Annotated in this window: 13 protein-coding genes; 1 reads left to right on the top strand and 12 read right to left on the bottom strand. The window is 60.4% G+C overall.

The window, feature by feature from the left end:
• Positions 1–284 precede the first annotated feature (284 nt).
• Positions 285–2,489 carry a glycoside hydrolase gene (locus QWI20_RS18020; protein WP_369306663.1) on the top strand — a complete coding sequence of 735 codons (2,205 nt, stop codon included), beginning with the start codon at positions 285–287 and terminating at the stop codon, positions 2,487–2,489.
• A gap of 43 nt (positions 2,490–2,532) precedes the next feature.
• Here the strand turns inward: QWI20_RS18020 and QWI20_RS18025 are convergent, their stop codons facing one another.
• The 12 genes from QWI20_RS18025 to QWI20_RS18080 form a co-directional block, all read right to left on the bottom strand.
• The gene (locus QWI20_RS18025) at positions 2,533–3,159 is read right to left on the bottom strand and encodes a class I SAM-dependent methyltransferase (protein WP_369306608.1); all 627 of its coding nucleotides are present in this window, start codon (positions 3,157–3,159) and stop codon (positions 2,533–2,535) included.
• Between the two features lie 461 nt (positions 3,160–3,620).
• Positions 3,621–4,265, bottom strand: a complete 645-nt coding sequence (locus QWI20_RS18030) for a methionine ABC transporter permease (protein ID WP_369306609.1) — start codon at positions 4,263–4,265, stop codon at positions 3,621–3,623.
• On the bottom strand, positions 4,255–5,382 hold the full coding sequence (locus tag QWI20_RS18035; RefSeq protein WP_369306610.1) for a methionine ABC transporter ATP-binding protein: 1,128 nt from the start codon (positions 5,380–5,382) through the stop codon (positions 4,255–4,257). The genes QWI20_RS18030 and QWI20_RS18035 overlap by 11 nt, the downstream gene beginning before the upstream one ends.
• Before the next feature lie 2 nt (positions 5,383–5,384).
• A complete protein-coding gene (locus QWI20_RS18040) occupies positions 5,385–6,179 on the bottom strand; it encodes a MetQ/NlpA family ABC transporter substrate-binding protein (RefSeq protein WP_369306611.1) in 795 nt (264 codons plus the stop codon).
• A 96-nt stretch (positions 6,180–6,275) separates the two neighbouring features.
• Positions 6,276–7,649, bottom strand: coding sequence for an LLM class flavin-dependent oxidoreductase (locus QWI20_RS18045; protein ID WP_369306612.1), 1,374 nt, complete (start codon positions 7,647–7,649; stop codon positions 6,276–6,278).
• Positions 7,649–8,875, bottom strand: coding sequence for an SfnB family sulfur acquisition oxidoreductase (locus QWI20_RS18050; RefSeq protein WP_369306613.1), 1,227 nt, complete (start codon positions 8,873–8,875; stop codon positions 7,649–7,651). The genes QWI20_RS18045 and QWI20_RS18050 overlap by 1 nt, the downstream gene beginning before the upstream one ends.
• A gap of 22 nt (positions 8,876–8,897) precedes the next feature.
• Entirely contained in the window at positions 8,898–10,139 is a 1,242-nt protein-coding gene (locus QWI20_RS18055) for an SfnB family sulfur acquisition oxidoreductase (RefSeq protein ID WP_369306614.1), read from the bottom strand.
• Positions 10,140–10,628: 489 nt separating this feature from the next.
• Positions 10,629–11,363: a hypothetical protein gene (locus QWI20_RS18060; protein WP_192173020.1), complete on the bottom strand. Its 735-nt coding sequence runs from the start codon at positions 11,361–11,363 to the stop codon at positions 10,629–10,631.
• Positions 11,364–11,935: 572 nt separating this feature from the next.
• Positions 11,936–12,679 (bottom strand): L-cystine ABC transporter ATP-binding protein TcyN, encoded by a 744-nt coding sequence (gene tcyN / locus QWI20_RS18065; protein ID WP_237252870.1) that lies wholly within the window; start codon positions 12,677–12,679, stop codon positions 11,936–11,938.
• Between the two features lie 3 nt (positions 12,680–12,682).
• Positions 12,683–13,351, bottom strand: coding sequence for a cystine ABC transporter permease (tcyL, locus tag QWI20_RS18070; protein ID WP_133775647.1), 669 nt, complete (start codon positions 13,349–13,351; stop codon positions 12,683–12,685).
• Positions 13,348–14,145, bottom strand: a complete 798-nt coding sequence (gene tcyJ / locus QWI20_RS18075) for a cystine ABC transporter substrate-binding protein (RefSeq protein ID WP_369306615.1) — start codon at positions 14,143–14,145, stop codon at positions 13,348–13,350. The genes tcyL and tcyJ overlap by 4 nt, the downstream gene beginning before the upstream one ends.
• 230 nt (positions 14,146–14,375) lie before the next feature.
• A complete protein-coding gene (locus QWI20_RS18080) occupies positions 14,376–15,377 on the bottom strand; it encodes a D-cysteine desulfhydrase (RefSeq protein ID WP_369306616.1) in 1,002 nt (333 codons plus the stop codon).
• Positions 15,378–15,473: the final 96 nt, after the last annotated feature.

Genomic DNA, 15,473 nt, shown 5'->3' on the forward strand with positions numbered 1-15,473 from the left:
ATTGGCAGCCTGTGTTCATCAGGCAACCGGATCGTGGTTGGCACTCATGGCGCGGGTCCAGTGTGTGCGCTGGGACAGGAAGGGGCTACTGTCAGAAATGACAGTCCCGGCCCCCCTCCAATAGAGCGAGCATTGGCGAGGTGGGGCGAGGCCAGTCGTGATTTAGGAACGATCCGACAGACACTTGTCGGGCGCTGCCTTACTGTGCCCCGCTGAATTGCTTCGCGGGGCTCGACATGTCTTTTTCCTTGGTACGCCTGTGTGTCTGCCTCTTGTTGGGCTGGATGCTCCCATTCGGCAGTTCGGCTGAAACGTTGGAAAACGACTTCTGGCGGGTGGAAGTTGATCCGCAGACACTCGCGATTCGCGTCTCGCCGAGCGGGCAATCTGCCTTGCAGGCGTCAAGTGGGGTCAAGGCGCATAGCGTCAGTGAGCTCAAGACTTCGCAGGACTACCTCGCGTGGCAGTGGGACGAGGGCGCCTGGCATCTCGAAGCCCGGCTGCAGCAACGTGATCTCCTGCTGACCATTAAGGCCCGCAACGCCGGGGTGCTGGAGTTCCTGAATCAGCCGGGCGACGCCATGGGCAAGGCGCTGATCTGGCCGATTGCCGAGGGGCATTATGTGCCTCGCGGGAACACTGTCTGGCAGCAGTTTCTTGCGACCCAGGGCGAGATCAATACCACTCAGGATCTCAGTCTGCCGCTGTGGGGAATGGACCACGGCGCGTTCACCCTGACCTGGCTGTTGACCCATCCATTCAACAACCGCCTTCGTTTGCATCACCAGGGTGACGCCCTGGGTTTGTCCGCCCGGCATGAGTTCACGACGCTGGATGTCAGCACGCCAATGACCTTTCGCCTGTCGCTGGATGCCGCCGACCCGCTCGCTGGCGCAAGGCGTTACCGTCAGTGGCTCATCGACAATGGCGAATATCAGACGCTGGAAAGCAAGTTCGAGAAAACCCCAGAGGGTCGTAAGCTGCTCGGCGCCGCTCACGTGTATCTGTGGGGCAATGACCTGTTGGGCCTTGATGATATTCAGTTCTGGGGCCGTCTGACTCAGGTACTTGCGTCCGACGACCCACTGGCCGTGCAGTTGCGCAACCGGCTGGATAAAGAAGCCCTGGCTTTGCTGAGTGGCAGCCATGGACAATTGCAGCGCTGGCAACACGTCGCCCTGCTGCGCAGTCTCAACAGCGCGTTCAACTCTGTCGCAAGACAAGCATGGCAACGTGATGCTCAGCCCGACGTGTCGCGGTTGACGTCGCGTTACGGTGAGCTTCGCGGGGAGGTCGCCCGCCTGTTTGCCGGCGCCCTCGCTGATGACCCGTCGACCTGGGGCGGTGCGCTGTCCCTGAAAGGCATCAAAAGTCTGCAAGCCTCCGGTTTGTCACGCCTGTGGCTGGGGCTCGGCGAAGGTTGGGAAGGTGGTCTCTGGCATCCCGAAGCCGTTCGCGCCGGTGTGCAGGCGGGGTATCTGATTGCGCCTTATGACTCTTACGAAACAGCTCTGGCGACTCACGAAAACCCGGACTGGGTGACGGCTCACCTGGGCAGCACCGCACATCGTCAATGCGCCATCGTGCTGAAGGACGGAACGTTCAAGGCAGGTTTTCAGCAGTCCGGGCATTACACCGATCCGCGTTGTGTCCGGCCTTTACTGGAGGGGCGGGTTCCGGCTGTCCAGTCCGCTGCCGGTTTCAACAGCTGGTTTCTGGATGCTTATGCCACGGGGATGCTGTTCGACAGCTATCGGCCCGGCGCGACCATGACCGAGATGCAAAACGCTGCGGCCAACGTCAGTGCTTCGCAGTGGGTCGCTGAAGCCCGAGCGCTGCCCTCAGGTTCCGAGGACGGTAATGCCGTCACTGCTCGTGGCATCCTTTTCGCCCACGGGATGCAGACGCCGGTGATCGGTTGGGGTGATCCGGAGCTTAGCCAGCACAAGTCCTCCCGCTGGTACCTGGGCAGTTGGTATCCGCCCGAGCAGCCGGATGTGTTCTTCAAACCGGTACCGATCAAGGAGCCTTATCGCACCGTTCACTTCAATCCGACGACCCGCCTGCCGCTCTATCAGACCGTGTTCCATGGATCGGTCATCACGACTCACCACTGGCTTTTCGACAGCCTGAAACTGGTCAATATCAGGCAGGAGAACGAGCTCGCCCAGTTGCTCTACAACGTGCCGCCGCTGTATCACCTGAGCAGCGCGACGCTGGGCGAGCGGTTGCCGGTGATGCAGCGTCAGGACCGGTTTTTCAGGCCACTGCATGAGCGCCTTGGTACCCAGGCGATGACGGCATTCACTTGGCTGACGCTTGATCGACAAGTTCAGCAGACCACGTTCGCGGACGGAACGAGACTGGTGGCGAACTTCGATGGTGGGACGCGTGAGGTAGGGACGACCCGGTATGCAGGGCATAGCGTGACGGCGATTGCGCCTGATGGAGCGGTCAGCGTCTATCACGCGACGGACGAGGGCGGCTGATGCGCCAGGTTTTCCGAGTCTTGCTACGGAAGACCTGTAGCGGTCAGACCTTGCGCCACACGCTCGCCAGCCACGGCTGTTGATCTCTCGGCAATCCCGGCGGTCGGTAGTAATGCTCGACTTCGGTGAACCCGGCCTCGGTCAGTAACGCGCTCCACGACTCCAGATCATGGAACGCGCCATAGCGCTCGCCTTTCCAGCCTTCCTGATTGTCGCCTCGGGGATTGGAGCTGAACAGCACGCCGCCGGGCTTGAGTGCGGCGCGCAACTCACGCAGCACCCGAGGCAACTCCTGACGCGGCACGTGGAACAGCGAGGCATTGGCGAAGATGCCGTCGAAACGTTCTGCGGGCAGATCAAGTTCCAGGAAGTTCTGATGGAGGACCTCGCAGCCGCTGTCGGCACGGGCCATCTCGGCGAAGCGTTCGGAGCCATCCAGGCCGGTGGCGATGTGGCCCATGGCGGCTAATGTCTGCAGATCACGCCCTGGTCCGCAGCCGAAATCGAGAATCTGAAACGGTGCCGTGCCAGTGATGTTGCGTAGCAGCGCGTCGATGTTCTGGCTCACATCATGGTCGCGGGTCCCTTCGCGAAAGCCCTCGGCGACCTCGTTGTAATTGCCGAGGGTAGTGGCCGTGATCTGGGCGAGGTCTTCTAGGTCGAGTTTCATGGGGCGAGTTTCTGGGCGAATAAGGCCGCCAATATACCCCGCTCCCGAATTGCAATCTCCTGGCGGGACTGCATGCCGTTGATAGGACCGGCTTCAGCCGGGAAGAGGCCGTGGCAGCGCCATCAATTTTGCAGTGTGACGCCTGATGCTTTCCCGGCTAAAGCCATTCCTACTGAATGAACGCATGCCGTTGATAGGGCCGGCTTCAGCCGGGAAGATGCCCGTAGCAGCCCATCAATTTTTGCAGGGTGGCACCTGACGCTTCCCGGCTAAAGCCAGTCCTGCTGAATGAACGCATGCCGTTAGTGGGACCGGCTTCAGCCGGGAAGAGGCCGTGGCAGCGCCATCAATTTTGCAGTGTGACGCCTGATGCTTTCCCGGCTAAAGCCATTCCTACTGAATGAACGCACGCCGTTAGTGGGACCGGCTTCAGCCAGTACTGCAGGGAAGGCGCCCTTTGATCAGCGCTTGTTCAGTCGCAACGCCAATCGATCCCCGCCCAACTGAATCACTGCCACCAGGATCACCAGCAACACGATCACGGTGAGCATCACCTGCGTATCAAACCGCTGATAACCGTAGCGATAAGCGATGTCGCCCAAACCGCCTGCCCCGATGGCACCGGCCATGGCCGACGAATTGATCATTGTCACAATGGTGATGGTAAATCCGCCGACGATGCCCGGCAGCGCTTCGGGCAACAGCACATGCCAGACGATGTGCCAGCGGCGGCAGCCCATCGCTTGTGCCGCTTCGATCAGGCCGTGGTCCACCTCGCGCAGGCTCACTTCCGCAATACGCGCGAAGAATGGCGTCGAAGCAATCGTCAGCGGCACCACCGCCGCCCACACGCCGTAGGTCGTGCCGACGATCAGCCGCGTGAACGGGATCAGCGCGACCATCAGAATCAAAAACGGTACCGAGCGGAAAATATTCACGAACGCGCCCAGTACCCGGTTCACATTGGGCGCCTCAAAAATGCCTTCCTTGCCGCTGGTGACCAGAATCACCGCCAGTGGAATGCCCAGTATCAAAGCGATCAGCGACGACACGCCCACCATCAGAAAGGTGTCAATGACGCCCTGCCACAGACGATCAAGCCACATAACCCAGTACCTCTGCGTGCTGCGCATGTTTACGGGCGCGATTGAGCAATTCTTCCGCTGACAACGGCGAATGACTCACCGCCAGCAGCAGATGACCCAGCGCACGCCCTTGAATGCGTTCGACGCCGCCGTGCAGCAGACTCACCCGCCCGCCAAATGCATTGAACAGCGCCGACAAATCAGGCTCCTTGCCGTCGCTGCCGGTGAATTGCAGGTCCAGCACAACGCTGGCGTGATGCTCGGAAGCATGCGGCTGCAAGCGCGCTTGAACATCCTCCGGCAGCGCATGTTGCAGCGGCGCCAGCAGCGTCTTGCTCACCTCATGCTGCGGGTTGCCGAATACCTGCCAGACCGGGCCCTGCTCGACGACCTCACCTTTTTCCAGCACCACCACCCGGTCGCAGATTTCCCGGATCACCGCCATCTCGTGGGTGATCAAAATGATCGTCAGGCCCAGGCGCTGATTGATCTCGCGCAGCAGGCCGAGAATCGATTGCGTGGTTTCCGGGTCGAGGGCCGAGGTCGCCTCATCGCAGAGCAGAATCGCTGGATCATGCACCAGCGCCCGGGCGATGCCCACGCGCTGCTTCTGCCCACCCGACAGCTGTGCCGGATAGGCCTTGTGCTTGCCTTCCAGCCCGACCAACTCCAGCAGCTCGGCGACTTTGCGCTGACGCTGCGCCTTCGGCACGCCCGCGACCTTGAGCGGCAGCTCGACGTTCTGCCACACGGTCTTGGCCGACATCAGATTGAAATGCTGAAAGATCATGCCGATGCGTCGGCGCAGCGCCACCAGCGTGTCTTCGTTGAAGTCGCCGATGTCCACCTGATCGATCAGCACGCGCCCGCTGCTGGGTTTTTCCAGGCGATTGATGGTGCGAATCAGTGACGATTTGCCTGCGCCGCTTCGGCCGATGATGCCGAACACTTCACCGCGCTGGATATCCAGATCGATGCCCGTAAGCGCCGGCACCGGCCCTTGCGGACCTTCATAGACCTTACCCAGATTGATGAAGCGCACATGGGCTCGCTGCTTTTCCGGGTGCAGTTCGGCTTGCTCGGCGGCATGAGGTGCAGCAGCCTCAAGCGCTAAAGCGCGTTGCGCGGATGCCGTCATGATCAGTTCTTCCAGCCAACCTGATACAGCGAGCCATTGACCTTATCCAGCGAGGCGCGCACGACCGGCGAGTGTTGGTAGATGTCGATGAACCTGGCCAGACGCGGGTCATCCTTGTGGTCCGGTTTGATGACGAACTGAATCACGTACTCCGGGTGATCGAGGCCGTCGAACAGAATCGCCGAGCCGGCATCGAAGGTCTTCGACAGACGAATGTAGGCCGGGTAGCCCTGCACCAGATCGGCATCGTCATAGGCGCGCACCAGTTGCACGGCTTCGACCTGAATCAGCTTGATCTTCTTCGGGTTGGCGGTGATGTCGTCTTCGGTGGCCTTGTAACCCACGCCTGGCTTCAACGTGATCAAGCCGGCCTTGGCCAACAGTTGCAGGCCGCGTCCGCTGTTGATTGGATCGTTGGCGATGGCGACGGTGGCGCCGGTTGGCAGCTCATCGAAGCTTTTGTACTTTTTCGAGTACAGCCCGACATTGTTGATAATGCCCGGCGCGTAAGGCACCAGATCGAAACCGGACGCGGCCTTGGCGTTTTCCAGAAATGGAATGTGCTGGAAGTAGTTCACGTCGATATCACCAGCGTTGAGGCTGACGTTGGGCGCAATCCAGTCGGTGAACTCCACCAGCTCCACCTTCAGGCCCTGTTTCTCGGCTTCGGCGACGGCCGCTTCCAGCGGTATGGCAAACGCGGCCGTGGTGCCGACTTTGAGCGGTTTATCGGCAGCGTGGGTGACGCCGGCAAACAGGCCCAGGGACAGCGCGAGGGTGAGGAGGGTTTTGATCATTGAGGGATAATCCGTGTCAGTGGTCTGGTTTGAATGCTTGGGTGTCCGTGAAGCTTTCTTCGCGAGCAAGCTCGCTCCCACATGGTTTGAGCTCGCTCACGCCTGCGATGGAGTGCGTGCCCTGAAGCCGGCCCCCGCATGCCGTTCCGGCAGTCTTGCGTTGCCGTCCTCAAACAGCTTCTCGCGCAAGGTGCCGTGCTCGTATGCGGTCTTGTATGAGCCTCGTCGTTGCAGCTCGGGGATCACCAGATCGATGAAATCCTCGTAGCTCTCCGGGGTGACGATGCGGGTCAGGTTGAAGCCGTCCAGGCCGGTTTCGGCGATCCACGATTCCAGCTCGTCGGCGACCTGCCCGGGCGAGCCGATCAGCGTGATGTAACGGCCGCCGAGGGCGTGTTGATCGAGCAGCTTCTGGCGGGTCCAGTCGTTGTTCTTGAGAATCTTCGTCGCTGACTGAATGGCGTTGCCTTTCACGTGCTGGATCGGCTCGTCGAGCTCGTAGTCGGCGAAGTCGATCCCGGTGGACGCGGCAAAATGCGCGAGCCCGGCCTCGGCGCTGGCGTAGTTCAGGTACTCCGCGTGCTTGGCCTGCGCCGCTTCTTCGGTGGCGCCGACGATGACGTTGAGGCCCATGAACACTTTGATGTCATCGGGGTTGCGCCCGGCGGCCGCCGCGCTGGCGCGGACCTTGTCGACCTGCTCGCGGGTCGCGGGTTTGTTCTGCGCGCTGATGAACACGCACTCGGCGTTGCTGCCGGCAAACTGCAAACCGCGCTCGGAACTGCCTGCCTGAAACAGCACCGGTGTGCGCTGCGGCGACGGCTCGCACAGGTGATAACCCTCTACCTGATAGAACTCGCCGCTGTGCCGCACGTAATGGACTTTGTCCGGCTGGGCGTAGATACGCGCCTGACGGTCCTCGATCACCGCGTCGTCCTCCCAACTGCCTTCCCACAGCTTGTACAAAACCTCCAGGTATTCATCGGCCTGGTCGTAGCGGCGGTCGTGTTCGATCTGCTCGGTCAGGCCCATCGCGCGCGCGGCGCTGTCCAGATAACCGGTGACGATGTTCCAGCCCACGCGGCCGCGGGTCAGGTGATCCAGCGTCGACATGCGCCGGGCGAACAGATACGGCGCCTCGTAGGTAAGGTTGGCGGTCAGGCCGAAGCCGAGGTTTTTGGTGACCGCGGCCATGGCCGATACCAGCAGCAGCGGATCATTCACCGGCAACTGGATCGACTCCTTCAGCGTGACGTCCACCGACTTCTGGTAGACGTCATAGACCCCGACGATGTCCGCGATGAACAACCCGTCGAACAGCCCGCGCTCCAGCAACTGAGCCAGCTCTGTCCAGTATTCGAGGGTCTTGTACTGGGTCGACGTGTCCCGGGGGTGTGTCCAGAAACCGTGGTTGATGTGGCCGATGCAGTTCATGTTGAACGCGTTGAGCAGGATCTTTTTCTTGCTCATCAGATCGTCCCCCGGCGTGGCGGGTTGACGTCATTGAGGTAGTAGTTGCCGATGGCGTGATACTTCCAGCGCACCGGGTCGTGCAATGTGTGGACTCGCGCGTTGCGCCAGTGCCGGTCAAGGCCGTGCTCCGCCAGCGTGGCCTGGGAACCGGCGAGTTCGAACAAGGTGCTGCCGGCTTCCAATGAAATGTCGGTGCTGATCGCCCGCGCCTCCGCGACCGCAATCGACGCCTGCGCCAGACTTTCCGGCGTGGTCTCGGCCTGTGCCCGATCCAGGAATTCGCCTGAACGTTCGAGCAAGGCTTCGGCGGCGTGAAGACGAATGCCAAGCTTGCCGAAGCTGTGCAGCGTCAGCGGGTCATCGACGGCTTTTTCGATGCCGGAATCGATCCACGGCCGCGTGCGGGTGCGCACGAAATGCAACGCGTCTTCAAAGGCAGCGCGGGCGATCCCGGTGTCGATGGCCGCATGGAGGATTTGCGCTAGAGGGCCGACGGTTGTTGGGCGCTCGAAGGCGGTCTGAAAAGGCACCACATCATCGGCGTCAACGTACACGTTATCGAACACCACCGAGCCGCTGCCCGTGGTGCGCTGGCCGAAGCCGCTCCAGTCGTCGATCACGCTCATCCCTGCGGCGTTCGCCGGCACGAATGCCAACTGCTGCACGCCGTTGTCATCAACGACCGAAGTGGGTATGCGTTGGGCGTAGAGGGCGCCGGTAGCGTAGAACTTGCGGCCGTTGATGCGCCAGCCGTTGCCGCTGCCGTCGCGGCTCAGTCGGGTGGTGCGGTCGTGGGCGGTTTTCGTGCCCAGTTCGGCCAGCGCGTTACCGAAGCGCTGACCGGCGAGGACCTCGGCGTACAAACGCGCCTGCTGCGCCGGGCTGCCATTCACCCGCAGCACTTCCAGCGCGTAAAAATGGTTCTGTGGAATTTGCCCCAGAGAGGCGTCGGCGGCAGAGATGATCCGAATGACCTCGGCCAGGGTGACATTGGACACGCCAGCGCCGCCAAAGGCCTTGGGTACGCTGATGCCCCACAGTCCCGAGCGGGAAAACGCTTCCAGTTCCTGATGGGGCAGGCGACGTTCGCGATCACGCGTCGCGCTCTGTTGCTTGAAATCTTCCGCCAGCGTGCGGGCGATGCGCAGCGCCTCGGCGTCGTCACGAATGATCGCGGTCACGGCGGTCGCCTGCGCGTCACGCGGCAAGGTTTGAAGGCTCATAGGTGTGCTTCCAGTGGTCTGGTTATATCCAGGAGTGACGGGCGGGCAGGGCGCCGTTCAGGTGCCAGGCGCCGACGGCGTGGACCTTCCAGCGCACCGGGTCGTGGAGGGTGTGAACCCGCGCGTTGCGCCAGTGACGATCGAGATTGAATTCGGCCAGCGTTGCGCGACTGCCCGACAGCTCGAACAGTTTTTCGCTGGCCTGCAGGGCGATTTGCGTGGTCAGCACTTTGGCTTCAGCGACCACGATGGAAGCGCGAGCGGCAGATTGTTCGTCGATGGGGTCGGCGGCGATTTCATCCAGCACGCGGCCGGCCTTGCGCAACAGCGCTTCGGCGGCGTGCAGCTCGAGTTTCAGCTTGCCGATGTCAGCGATCACATACGGATCGTCACCGGCGCGCTCGACATTGGCGTCGATCCACGGCCGCGAACGCTCGCGCACAAAACGAATGCTTTCGTCGATGGCTTCCCGGGTAATGCCCGCATCGATGGCGGCCTGAATCAGTTGCGAAACCGCGCCCTGAATGTTCGGAGACAGGCCCAGCTTCCAGTTATCAACAACCAGTTCGCCACTCACGCGCACGTTTTCCAGCAGCACGCTGCCGCTGGCGGTGGTGCGCTGACCGAAGCCGGACCAGTCGTCGATGATGTGCAGCCCCGGCGTCCCGCGTGGCACGAACACCAGCACCTGTTTGCCGTCGTCGTTGACGGCCTTTACCGCTACCCAGTGGGCGAACAGCGCCCCGGTCGAGTAGAACTTGCGGCCATTGAGCAAAAACTGATCACCGTCCGCAGTTATTCGCGTTCTGACGTCGAGGGTGTTTTTGGTCCCGCGCTCGGGACCGCCGTTGCCGATGCGTGCGCCGCCGAGAACGCTGGCGAACAGGGTTTCTTTCTGCGCCTCGGTGGCGCTGCCGATCAGCGAGTTGAGAATCCCGAAGTGGTTTTGCGGAATCTGGCCCACGGCAGGGTCAGCCGCCGAGAGAATGGCGAAGACCTCGGCCACGGTTACGAATGACACCTGCGGCCCGCCATACGCGCGCGGCACCGAGATGCTGCCCAGGCCGCTGCGGCTAAACAGCTCGATTTCCGACCAGGGCAGTTGCCGCTCGCGGTCTCGCGTGGCGGCATTCGGGCGCACGATCGCGGCCAGTTCATGGGCCGCGGCAAGGGCATCGGCGTCGTTGCGCAGTACGTTGGCAGGGAGCAGGGGAGGAGCCACGTCCAGGGTGTGCTGGACAGAAAGGGCGTTCAGATCAGTCATGGTGATGACCTTCACGAGCGCGAGCACTGGGGTCGTTGTGCTTGACCATTCGAACCTCGAATCAATACCGCGATAGCGGCGGGAAAATTGACGATGGTCCGGTGGTCCGGTGCATATACCCTAAGCGTGTATAAAAATTAAATAAACTCACATTTAGGAATAAGCATAGAAGGCGAAATGGCGGCTGCTGTCGCCAGCGCCGTGGCTTGCGCGTAGGTCAGGCATGAACCGAAGGCCAGTGCCAGAATCATGTACTTGACGATATGTCTGCAGGGCATAGCGAACACCTCGTGAAGGGGGTCACCGCAGGCTAGCAGCCCGTTCCCGCGTATCCAGGAGGGAAGCTGTAGGACGTTGATGGAGATGATGTGGGAGGTTTCTTCTCTGTGGCTGATCCGAGGCGCCGTTCACGATTGAGGCATGCCAGGCGGCAGACGTGTCGCGGCGCGCCGAGGGTGCGCCGCGACAGCGTCTTGAGCTGGGTCGATATCAAGCTCCGACCTCATCGGTCATGTCGGTCGATACCTTGATCAATCGCGCCGGTGCCCAGCGCGAGTTATTGCCGACCCGGTCAATCACGCAATAGCTCACCTCCAGGTGCGGATCATCGCCCGCCTCGCGCACCAATTCTGCTGGTACTTCAACCACGATGGGCAGTCCGACGTCTTCTTGGGTGAGCGCTGGCAGATCCAGACGCATGTCGCCCCAGCGAAGGGTGATTTCATCGTAGGCATCCATGTTGGGATAAGCGTCGAGGGTGAGCTGTACGCCCTCATCAAAGTGGCGCGCAGTCAAACCGTCCTGCATGACCGACTCGGCGAACGTCACCGGTGCCAGTCCCTGATTCTCATCGCCCTCGCCGCTGACCAATTGACCGCCGGGAATCTCCAGTTTGACCCATAGCTTCGCGCCGGGAGATTTAATGGGTTCGCTGCCAATTTTGGTAACGCGATAGTAGGTTTTCACTTTTCCACTTCGAAGAAAACTTTCGGGTACATGTAGGACGGATGTGTGCCCGATGTCGGACTCCGATAATAGTTTTGAGGCGGCATAACAGCCTCCCCAAAACAATTCGATCAAATCACCGCAGTCCATCTCTGGCCAGGGGTCGATGTGCACTCGCAGATCGGCTGCCGCCAGGGCGCCAATCCCGTGCTTGTTCGACTGCGGAAGATACGGCGCCATCAACTTGAAAGACTGAGTCATTACAGGGATACGGATCATCTTTTAATACTCTTCGAATGCGTGCCTGGATCAAGGCAAGTCAGGTGATTGATTCATTGCAACTGCAGCGTGAAAACGACTGGCACTAGTACACGCCGGGATGCATAGGCATGGCAAACATTACAAACGGTGTTAATTAGTGGGTTGCTGTTCTGGAAAAAGAATAAACCGAGAGCGATTTCAGCTAATTGTGTTGCGGTGTTTGTGTCAACGGTAATTAAGTTTTTAAAGTGTGTGTAACGCAAATGCAGAAGTTTCCTACAGTTGGGCGTTGCTTATGAGGAGGGGGGTGCGACTGTGGTCCTACCTGAGCCGCCGGGCGCGCCGTATTCCACCGTCAGCAGGCTGATGAAAAGTGTCAGCGGCAGTTATTTGTGGGCGAGGAAATGGTCAATCAACGTTGCGGGGAAGTAGAGACAGTGAGCGCTGTTCGTATTGAAAAAACAGATAGATTGATGACGGCTAGCCGGCGTCGAAATAGTAGGACTTTTAGTGGGTCAACGCTTTTCTAAATATGAACGACAAAGAAAACGGCGCCTATTGGCGCCGTTTTAAACACATAACGTGTCGGACTAATTCCTGCTGCGCTCAAGAAACTGCCTTGTGCGTTCTTCTTTGGGATTGGCAAACAGCTCTTTCGCTTCACCCTGTTCAACGATGACGCCCTTGTCGATGAAGATCACCCGGTTGGCGACGTCCCGCGCGAAGCTCATCTCGTGGGTCACGATCACCATCGTGCGTTTCTCCAGGGCGAGGGCGTGAATGGTATTCAGCACCTCGCCTACCAGCTCGGGATCGAGCGCCGACGTCGGTTCATCGAACAGAATGACTTCAGGCTCCATGGCCAGCGCCCGGGCAATCGCCACACGCTGCTGTTGGCCGCCGGACAGACGACGCGGATAAGCGTCCTCTTTACCCGCGAGGCCGACCTTCGCCAATAGCGCGCGGCCCAGCTCGATGGCCTGTTCGCGCGGCATCTTCTTGACCACAGTAGGGCCTTCGATGACGTTTTCCAGCGCGGTACGGTGGGGGAACAGATTGAAGTTCTGGAAGACGAACCCGACATGCTGGCGCAGTTGCCGGATCAGACCCTGCTGCTGGCTCAACGGGCGGCTCAAATCGACTTTGATGTCGCCCACGACAATGCTGCCGCTCGTAGGCACTTCCAGCAGATTCAGGCAGCGCAGCAGCGTCGTTTTACCCGACCCGCTAGGGCCGATGATCGCTACCACTTCGCCCGGCTCGACCGTCAGGTCAATGCCTTTGAGCACTTCGTTGCCCTTGAATTGCTTGGTCAGTTTTTCAACCGTGATCATGCCTCAGGACTCCACATCGTGGCGGTTGGCCCGTGCTTCCAGGCGATTTTGAAAATGCGCCAGGATGCTGCACAGCACCCAATAGATCACCGCAACGGTGAAATACATGGTGAAAATCTCCAGCGTTCGCGAGGAGATCAGCTGCGCCTGGCGGAACACTTCCGGCACCTGAATGGTGGCGGCCATCGCCGTGTCCTTGACCAGTGAAATAAAGCTGTTGCCCAAGGGCGGCAACGCGGTGCGTGCAGCTTGCGGCAGGATGGCGCGACGCATGGTCTGCGCGCGCGTCATACCAATGCTCGCAGCGGCTTCCCATTGCCCTCGGTCCACCGAACCGATCGCGGCCCGAAGGATTTCGCAGGCATAGGCGGCCATGTTCAGCGACAGGCCGATCAGCGCTGCGGTGATCGCATCCAGTTCAATGCCCAGGTCCGGCAAGCCGTAATAGATCATGAACAGCTGGACGAGCAGCGGCGTGCCACGGAAGAACGACACGTAAACCCTGGCGACGGCGCTGATGACCCAGATCTTCGACAAACGCATCAGTGCCAGGCCGAAGCCCAGCACCAATCCGAAAAACATCGACCCCAGGCTCAAGCCCACCGTGTAATACGCGCCCTTGAGCAGGAAGGGCGCGGAGTCCAGCGCGAGCTGAAGGCTCTCTGGAATCATTTGGTCACGTCAGCCTTGAAGTACTTGTCCGACAGCTTGGCGAGGGTGCCGTCGGCGCGCAGCTTGTCGATGGCCTTGTTGATCGCGTCCAGCAGTTCAGGCTCGCCCTTGCGCAGTGCGACACCGGATTCCTGACGGGAGAACGGTTCGCCGGAAACGGCCAGCTTGTCCTTGGTCTTGGCGACCAGTTCCAGTGCTGCGAGGCGGTCAACGAGGATGGCGTCGATACGGCCGACACGCAGGTCTTGGTATTTAGTCGGATCATCGTCGTAGGTTTTGACGATGGCATCAGGCACGTTGGCTTTCAGCCATTCTTCGTAATTGGTGCCCAGGCCGACACCCACTTTCTTGCCTTTCAGGTCGGCAGCCGTTTTGATCACGCCGACGTCTTTGGTCTGCACCAGGGCCTGAATGCCCGACACGGTGTAGGGTTCGGAGAAGTCGTACTTTTTCTTGCGCTCGTCGGAGATGGTCACCTGATTGACCACGACATCCAGACGCTTGGACTCCAGTGCCGCCAGAATGCCGGCCCACGGCGTGGCCTGCAGCTTGACCTTGACGCCCAGTTCCTTGGCCAGTGCTTCGGAGAACTCCACTTCGAAACCGGTCAGCTTGCCGTCTTCACCCACGAAGCTGAAGGGTGGATAAGTGCCTTCCAGGCCGACATTAAGGGTTCCGTTCTTTTTGATGGTTGCCAGTTGATCACCAGCAACAGCCTGGCTAACCAGACCCGTGCCCAGCACCAGGCTGAAGGCCGACAACAGAAAGGTGCGGCGGATTGCAGACATGTTCATGAAAGTCCCCTGTTTTAATTGGAATGTCAGGCAAGTATCAGACCCGACGAAGCTACGTTGGCATCACGCGTTTATCCAGCTTTTTCAGTCGCCTGCAAGGCTCTGCACGCCGGCTGGCGGCGATCATAAGACTCGAACCCAACGATGAAAAATAATAAAAAGCGGATCGCTTATCAGTTTCTGGAATATGGCGTTCACGCGACGGTTTGCGTGGCAGCGGGACGAAGGCCCTATCCCGCCGAGAAGACGTCTTGATACGCAAACAAAGCTGGCGCGCCGCCGGTGTGGAGAAAGACGATCGGGCCGTCTTCGAAGCGCTGCCGACCAATGCCGTCGAGCAGCCCGGCCATGGCTTTGCCGGTGTACACCGGATCCAGCAACAGCCCTTCATGGCTGGCCACCAGCCGGATTGCCGCCAACGTCCCGGCATTCGGCTCGCCGTATCGTGGGCCGAAGTATTCATCCCACAGCTGCACCTTGAATGCGGCGGGCAATGATTCGCCCAGCAGTTCGACGGTTTGCTCGGCCAACCGCTGAACCTTGGGCGCTTGGGTTTCTTCCGGGCGCGACACGGTCACGCCAATCACCGGAAGCTCAGGCAGTTCTTCCGCCAGGGCCAACGCCAGGCCGCTGTGCGTGCCAGCACTGCCCGACGCGAGGACGACGGCCGCGAATGAGAGACCGCTTTGCTTGATCTGCTCGGCCAGTTCAAAACCGGCCTGCACATAACCCAGTGCGCCCAAGGCATTCGAACCGCCGATCGGCACCAGGTAGGGCTTCTTGCCGCTGAGGCGCAGTCGGCTGGCCAGGGCTTGCAGTTGCTCATCGGCGTTGTCGAGGTTCTCGACCCGTTCGACCTTGGTATCGAACAAATCCAGCAGCAGGCGATTGCCGTTGCCCAGGTAATTGCTGTCGTCGGTTGCAATCGGATTTTCCAGCAGCGCCACACAACCCAGGCCGAGGCGGGCGGCGAGGGCAGCCGTCTGACGCACGTGGTTGGACTGAATGGCACCCGCGGTGATTAATGTGTCGCATCCTTGAGCCAAGGCATCGGCCGCGAGGTATTCCAGCTTGCGCAGCTTGTTGCCGCCCATGGCCAGCGGGGTGATGTCGTCGCGTTTCACGTAAATGTCGCGCCCGGCCCAGGTCGAAAGGCGTTCGAGCTTTTCAAAGGGCGTCGGACCGCCGAGCAATTCCAGACGATTAAAACGGGCGAGCTGTTGTTTGATCATGGTGGCATCGACGGTCTGCAATTGAGTCGCAGGACTATAGGCAGACGTTTCCCACAGGGCAACCGCCCGGCGTCCTCCGTCCTCTGCACAGAAGCC

The organism is Pseudomonas sp. W2-17, from assembly GCF_041060445.1.
Taxonomy (GTDB): domain Bacteria; phylum Pseudomonadota; class Gammaproteobacteria; order Pseudomonadales; family Pseudomonadaceae; genus Aquipseudomonas.

Excerpts from the sequence above, each read along its gene's own strand:
- QWI20_RS18040 (WP_369306611.1), bottom strand. The coding sequence starts at position 6,179 with ATGATCAAAACCCTCCTCACCCTCGCGCTGTCCCTGGGCCTGTTTGCC.
- tcyL (WP_133775647.1), bottom strand. The coding sequence starts at position 13,351 with ATGATTCCAGAGAGCCTTCAGCTCGCGCTGGACTCCGCGCCCTTCCTG.
- QWI20_RS18080 (WP_369306616.1), bottom strand. The coding sequence starts at position 15,377 with ATGATCAAACAACAGCTCGCCCGTTTTAATCGTCTGGAATTGCTCGGC.
- QWI20_RS18050 (WP_369306613.1), bottom strand. The coding sequence starts at position 8,875 with ATGAGCCTTCAAACCTTGCCGCGTGACGCGCAGGCGACCGCCGTGACC.
- tcyN (WP_237252870.1), bottom strand. The coding sequence starts at position 12,679 with ATGATCACGGTTGAAAAACTGACCAAGCAATTCAAGGGCAACGAAGTG.
- QWI20_RS18020 (WP_369306663.1), top strand. The coding sequence starts at position 285 with ATGCTCCCATTCGGCAGTTCGGCTGAAACGTTGGAAAACGACTTCTGG.
- QWI20_RS18060 (WP_192173020.1), bottom strand. The coding sequence starts at position 11,363 with ATGATCCGTATCCCTGTAATGACTCAGTCTTTCAAGTTGATGGCGCCG.
- QWI20_RS18025 (WP_369306608.1), bottom strand. The coding sequence starts at position 3,159 with ATGAAACTCGACCTAGAAGACCTCGCCCAGATCACGGCCACTACCCTC.
- tcyJ (WP_369306615.1), bottom strand. The coding sequence starts at position 14,145 with ATGAACATGTCTGCAATCCGCCGCACCTTTCTGTTGTCGGCCTTCAGC.
- QWI20_RS18035 (WP_369306610.1), bottom strand. The coding sequence starts at position 5,382 with ATGACGGCATCCGCGCAACGCGCTTTAGCGCTTGAGGCTGCTGCACCT.
- QWI20_RS18030 (WP_369306609.1), bottom strand. The coding sequence starts at position 4,265 with ATGTGGCTTGATCGTCTGTGGCAGGGCGTCATTGACACCTTTCTGATG.
- QWI20_RS18045 (WP_369306612.1), bottom strand. The coding sequence starts at position 7,649 with ATGAGCAAGAAAAAGATCCTGCTCAACGCGTTCAACATGAACTGCATC.
- QWI20_RS18055 (WP_369306614.1), bottom strand. The coding sequence starts at position 10,139 with ATGACTGATCTGAACGCCCTTTCTGTCCAGCACACCCTGGACGTGGCT.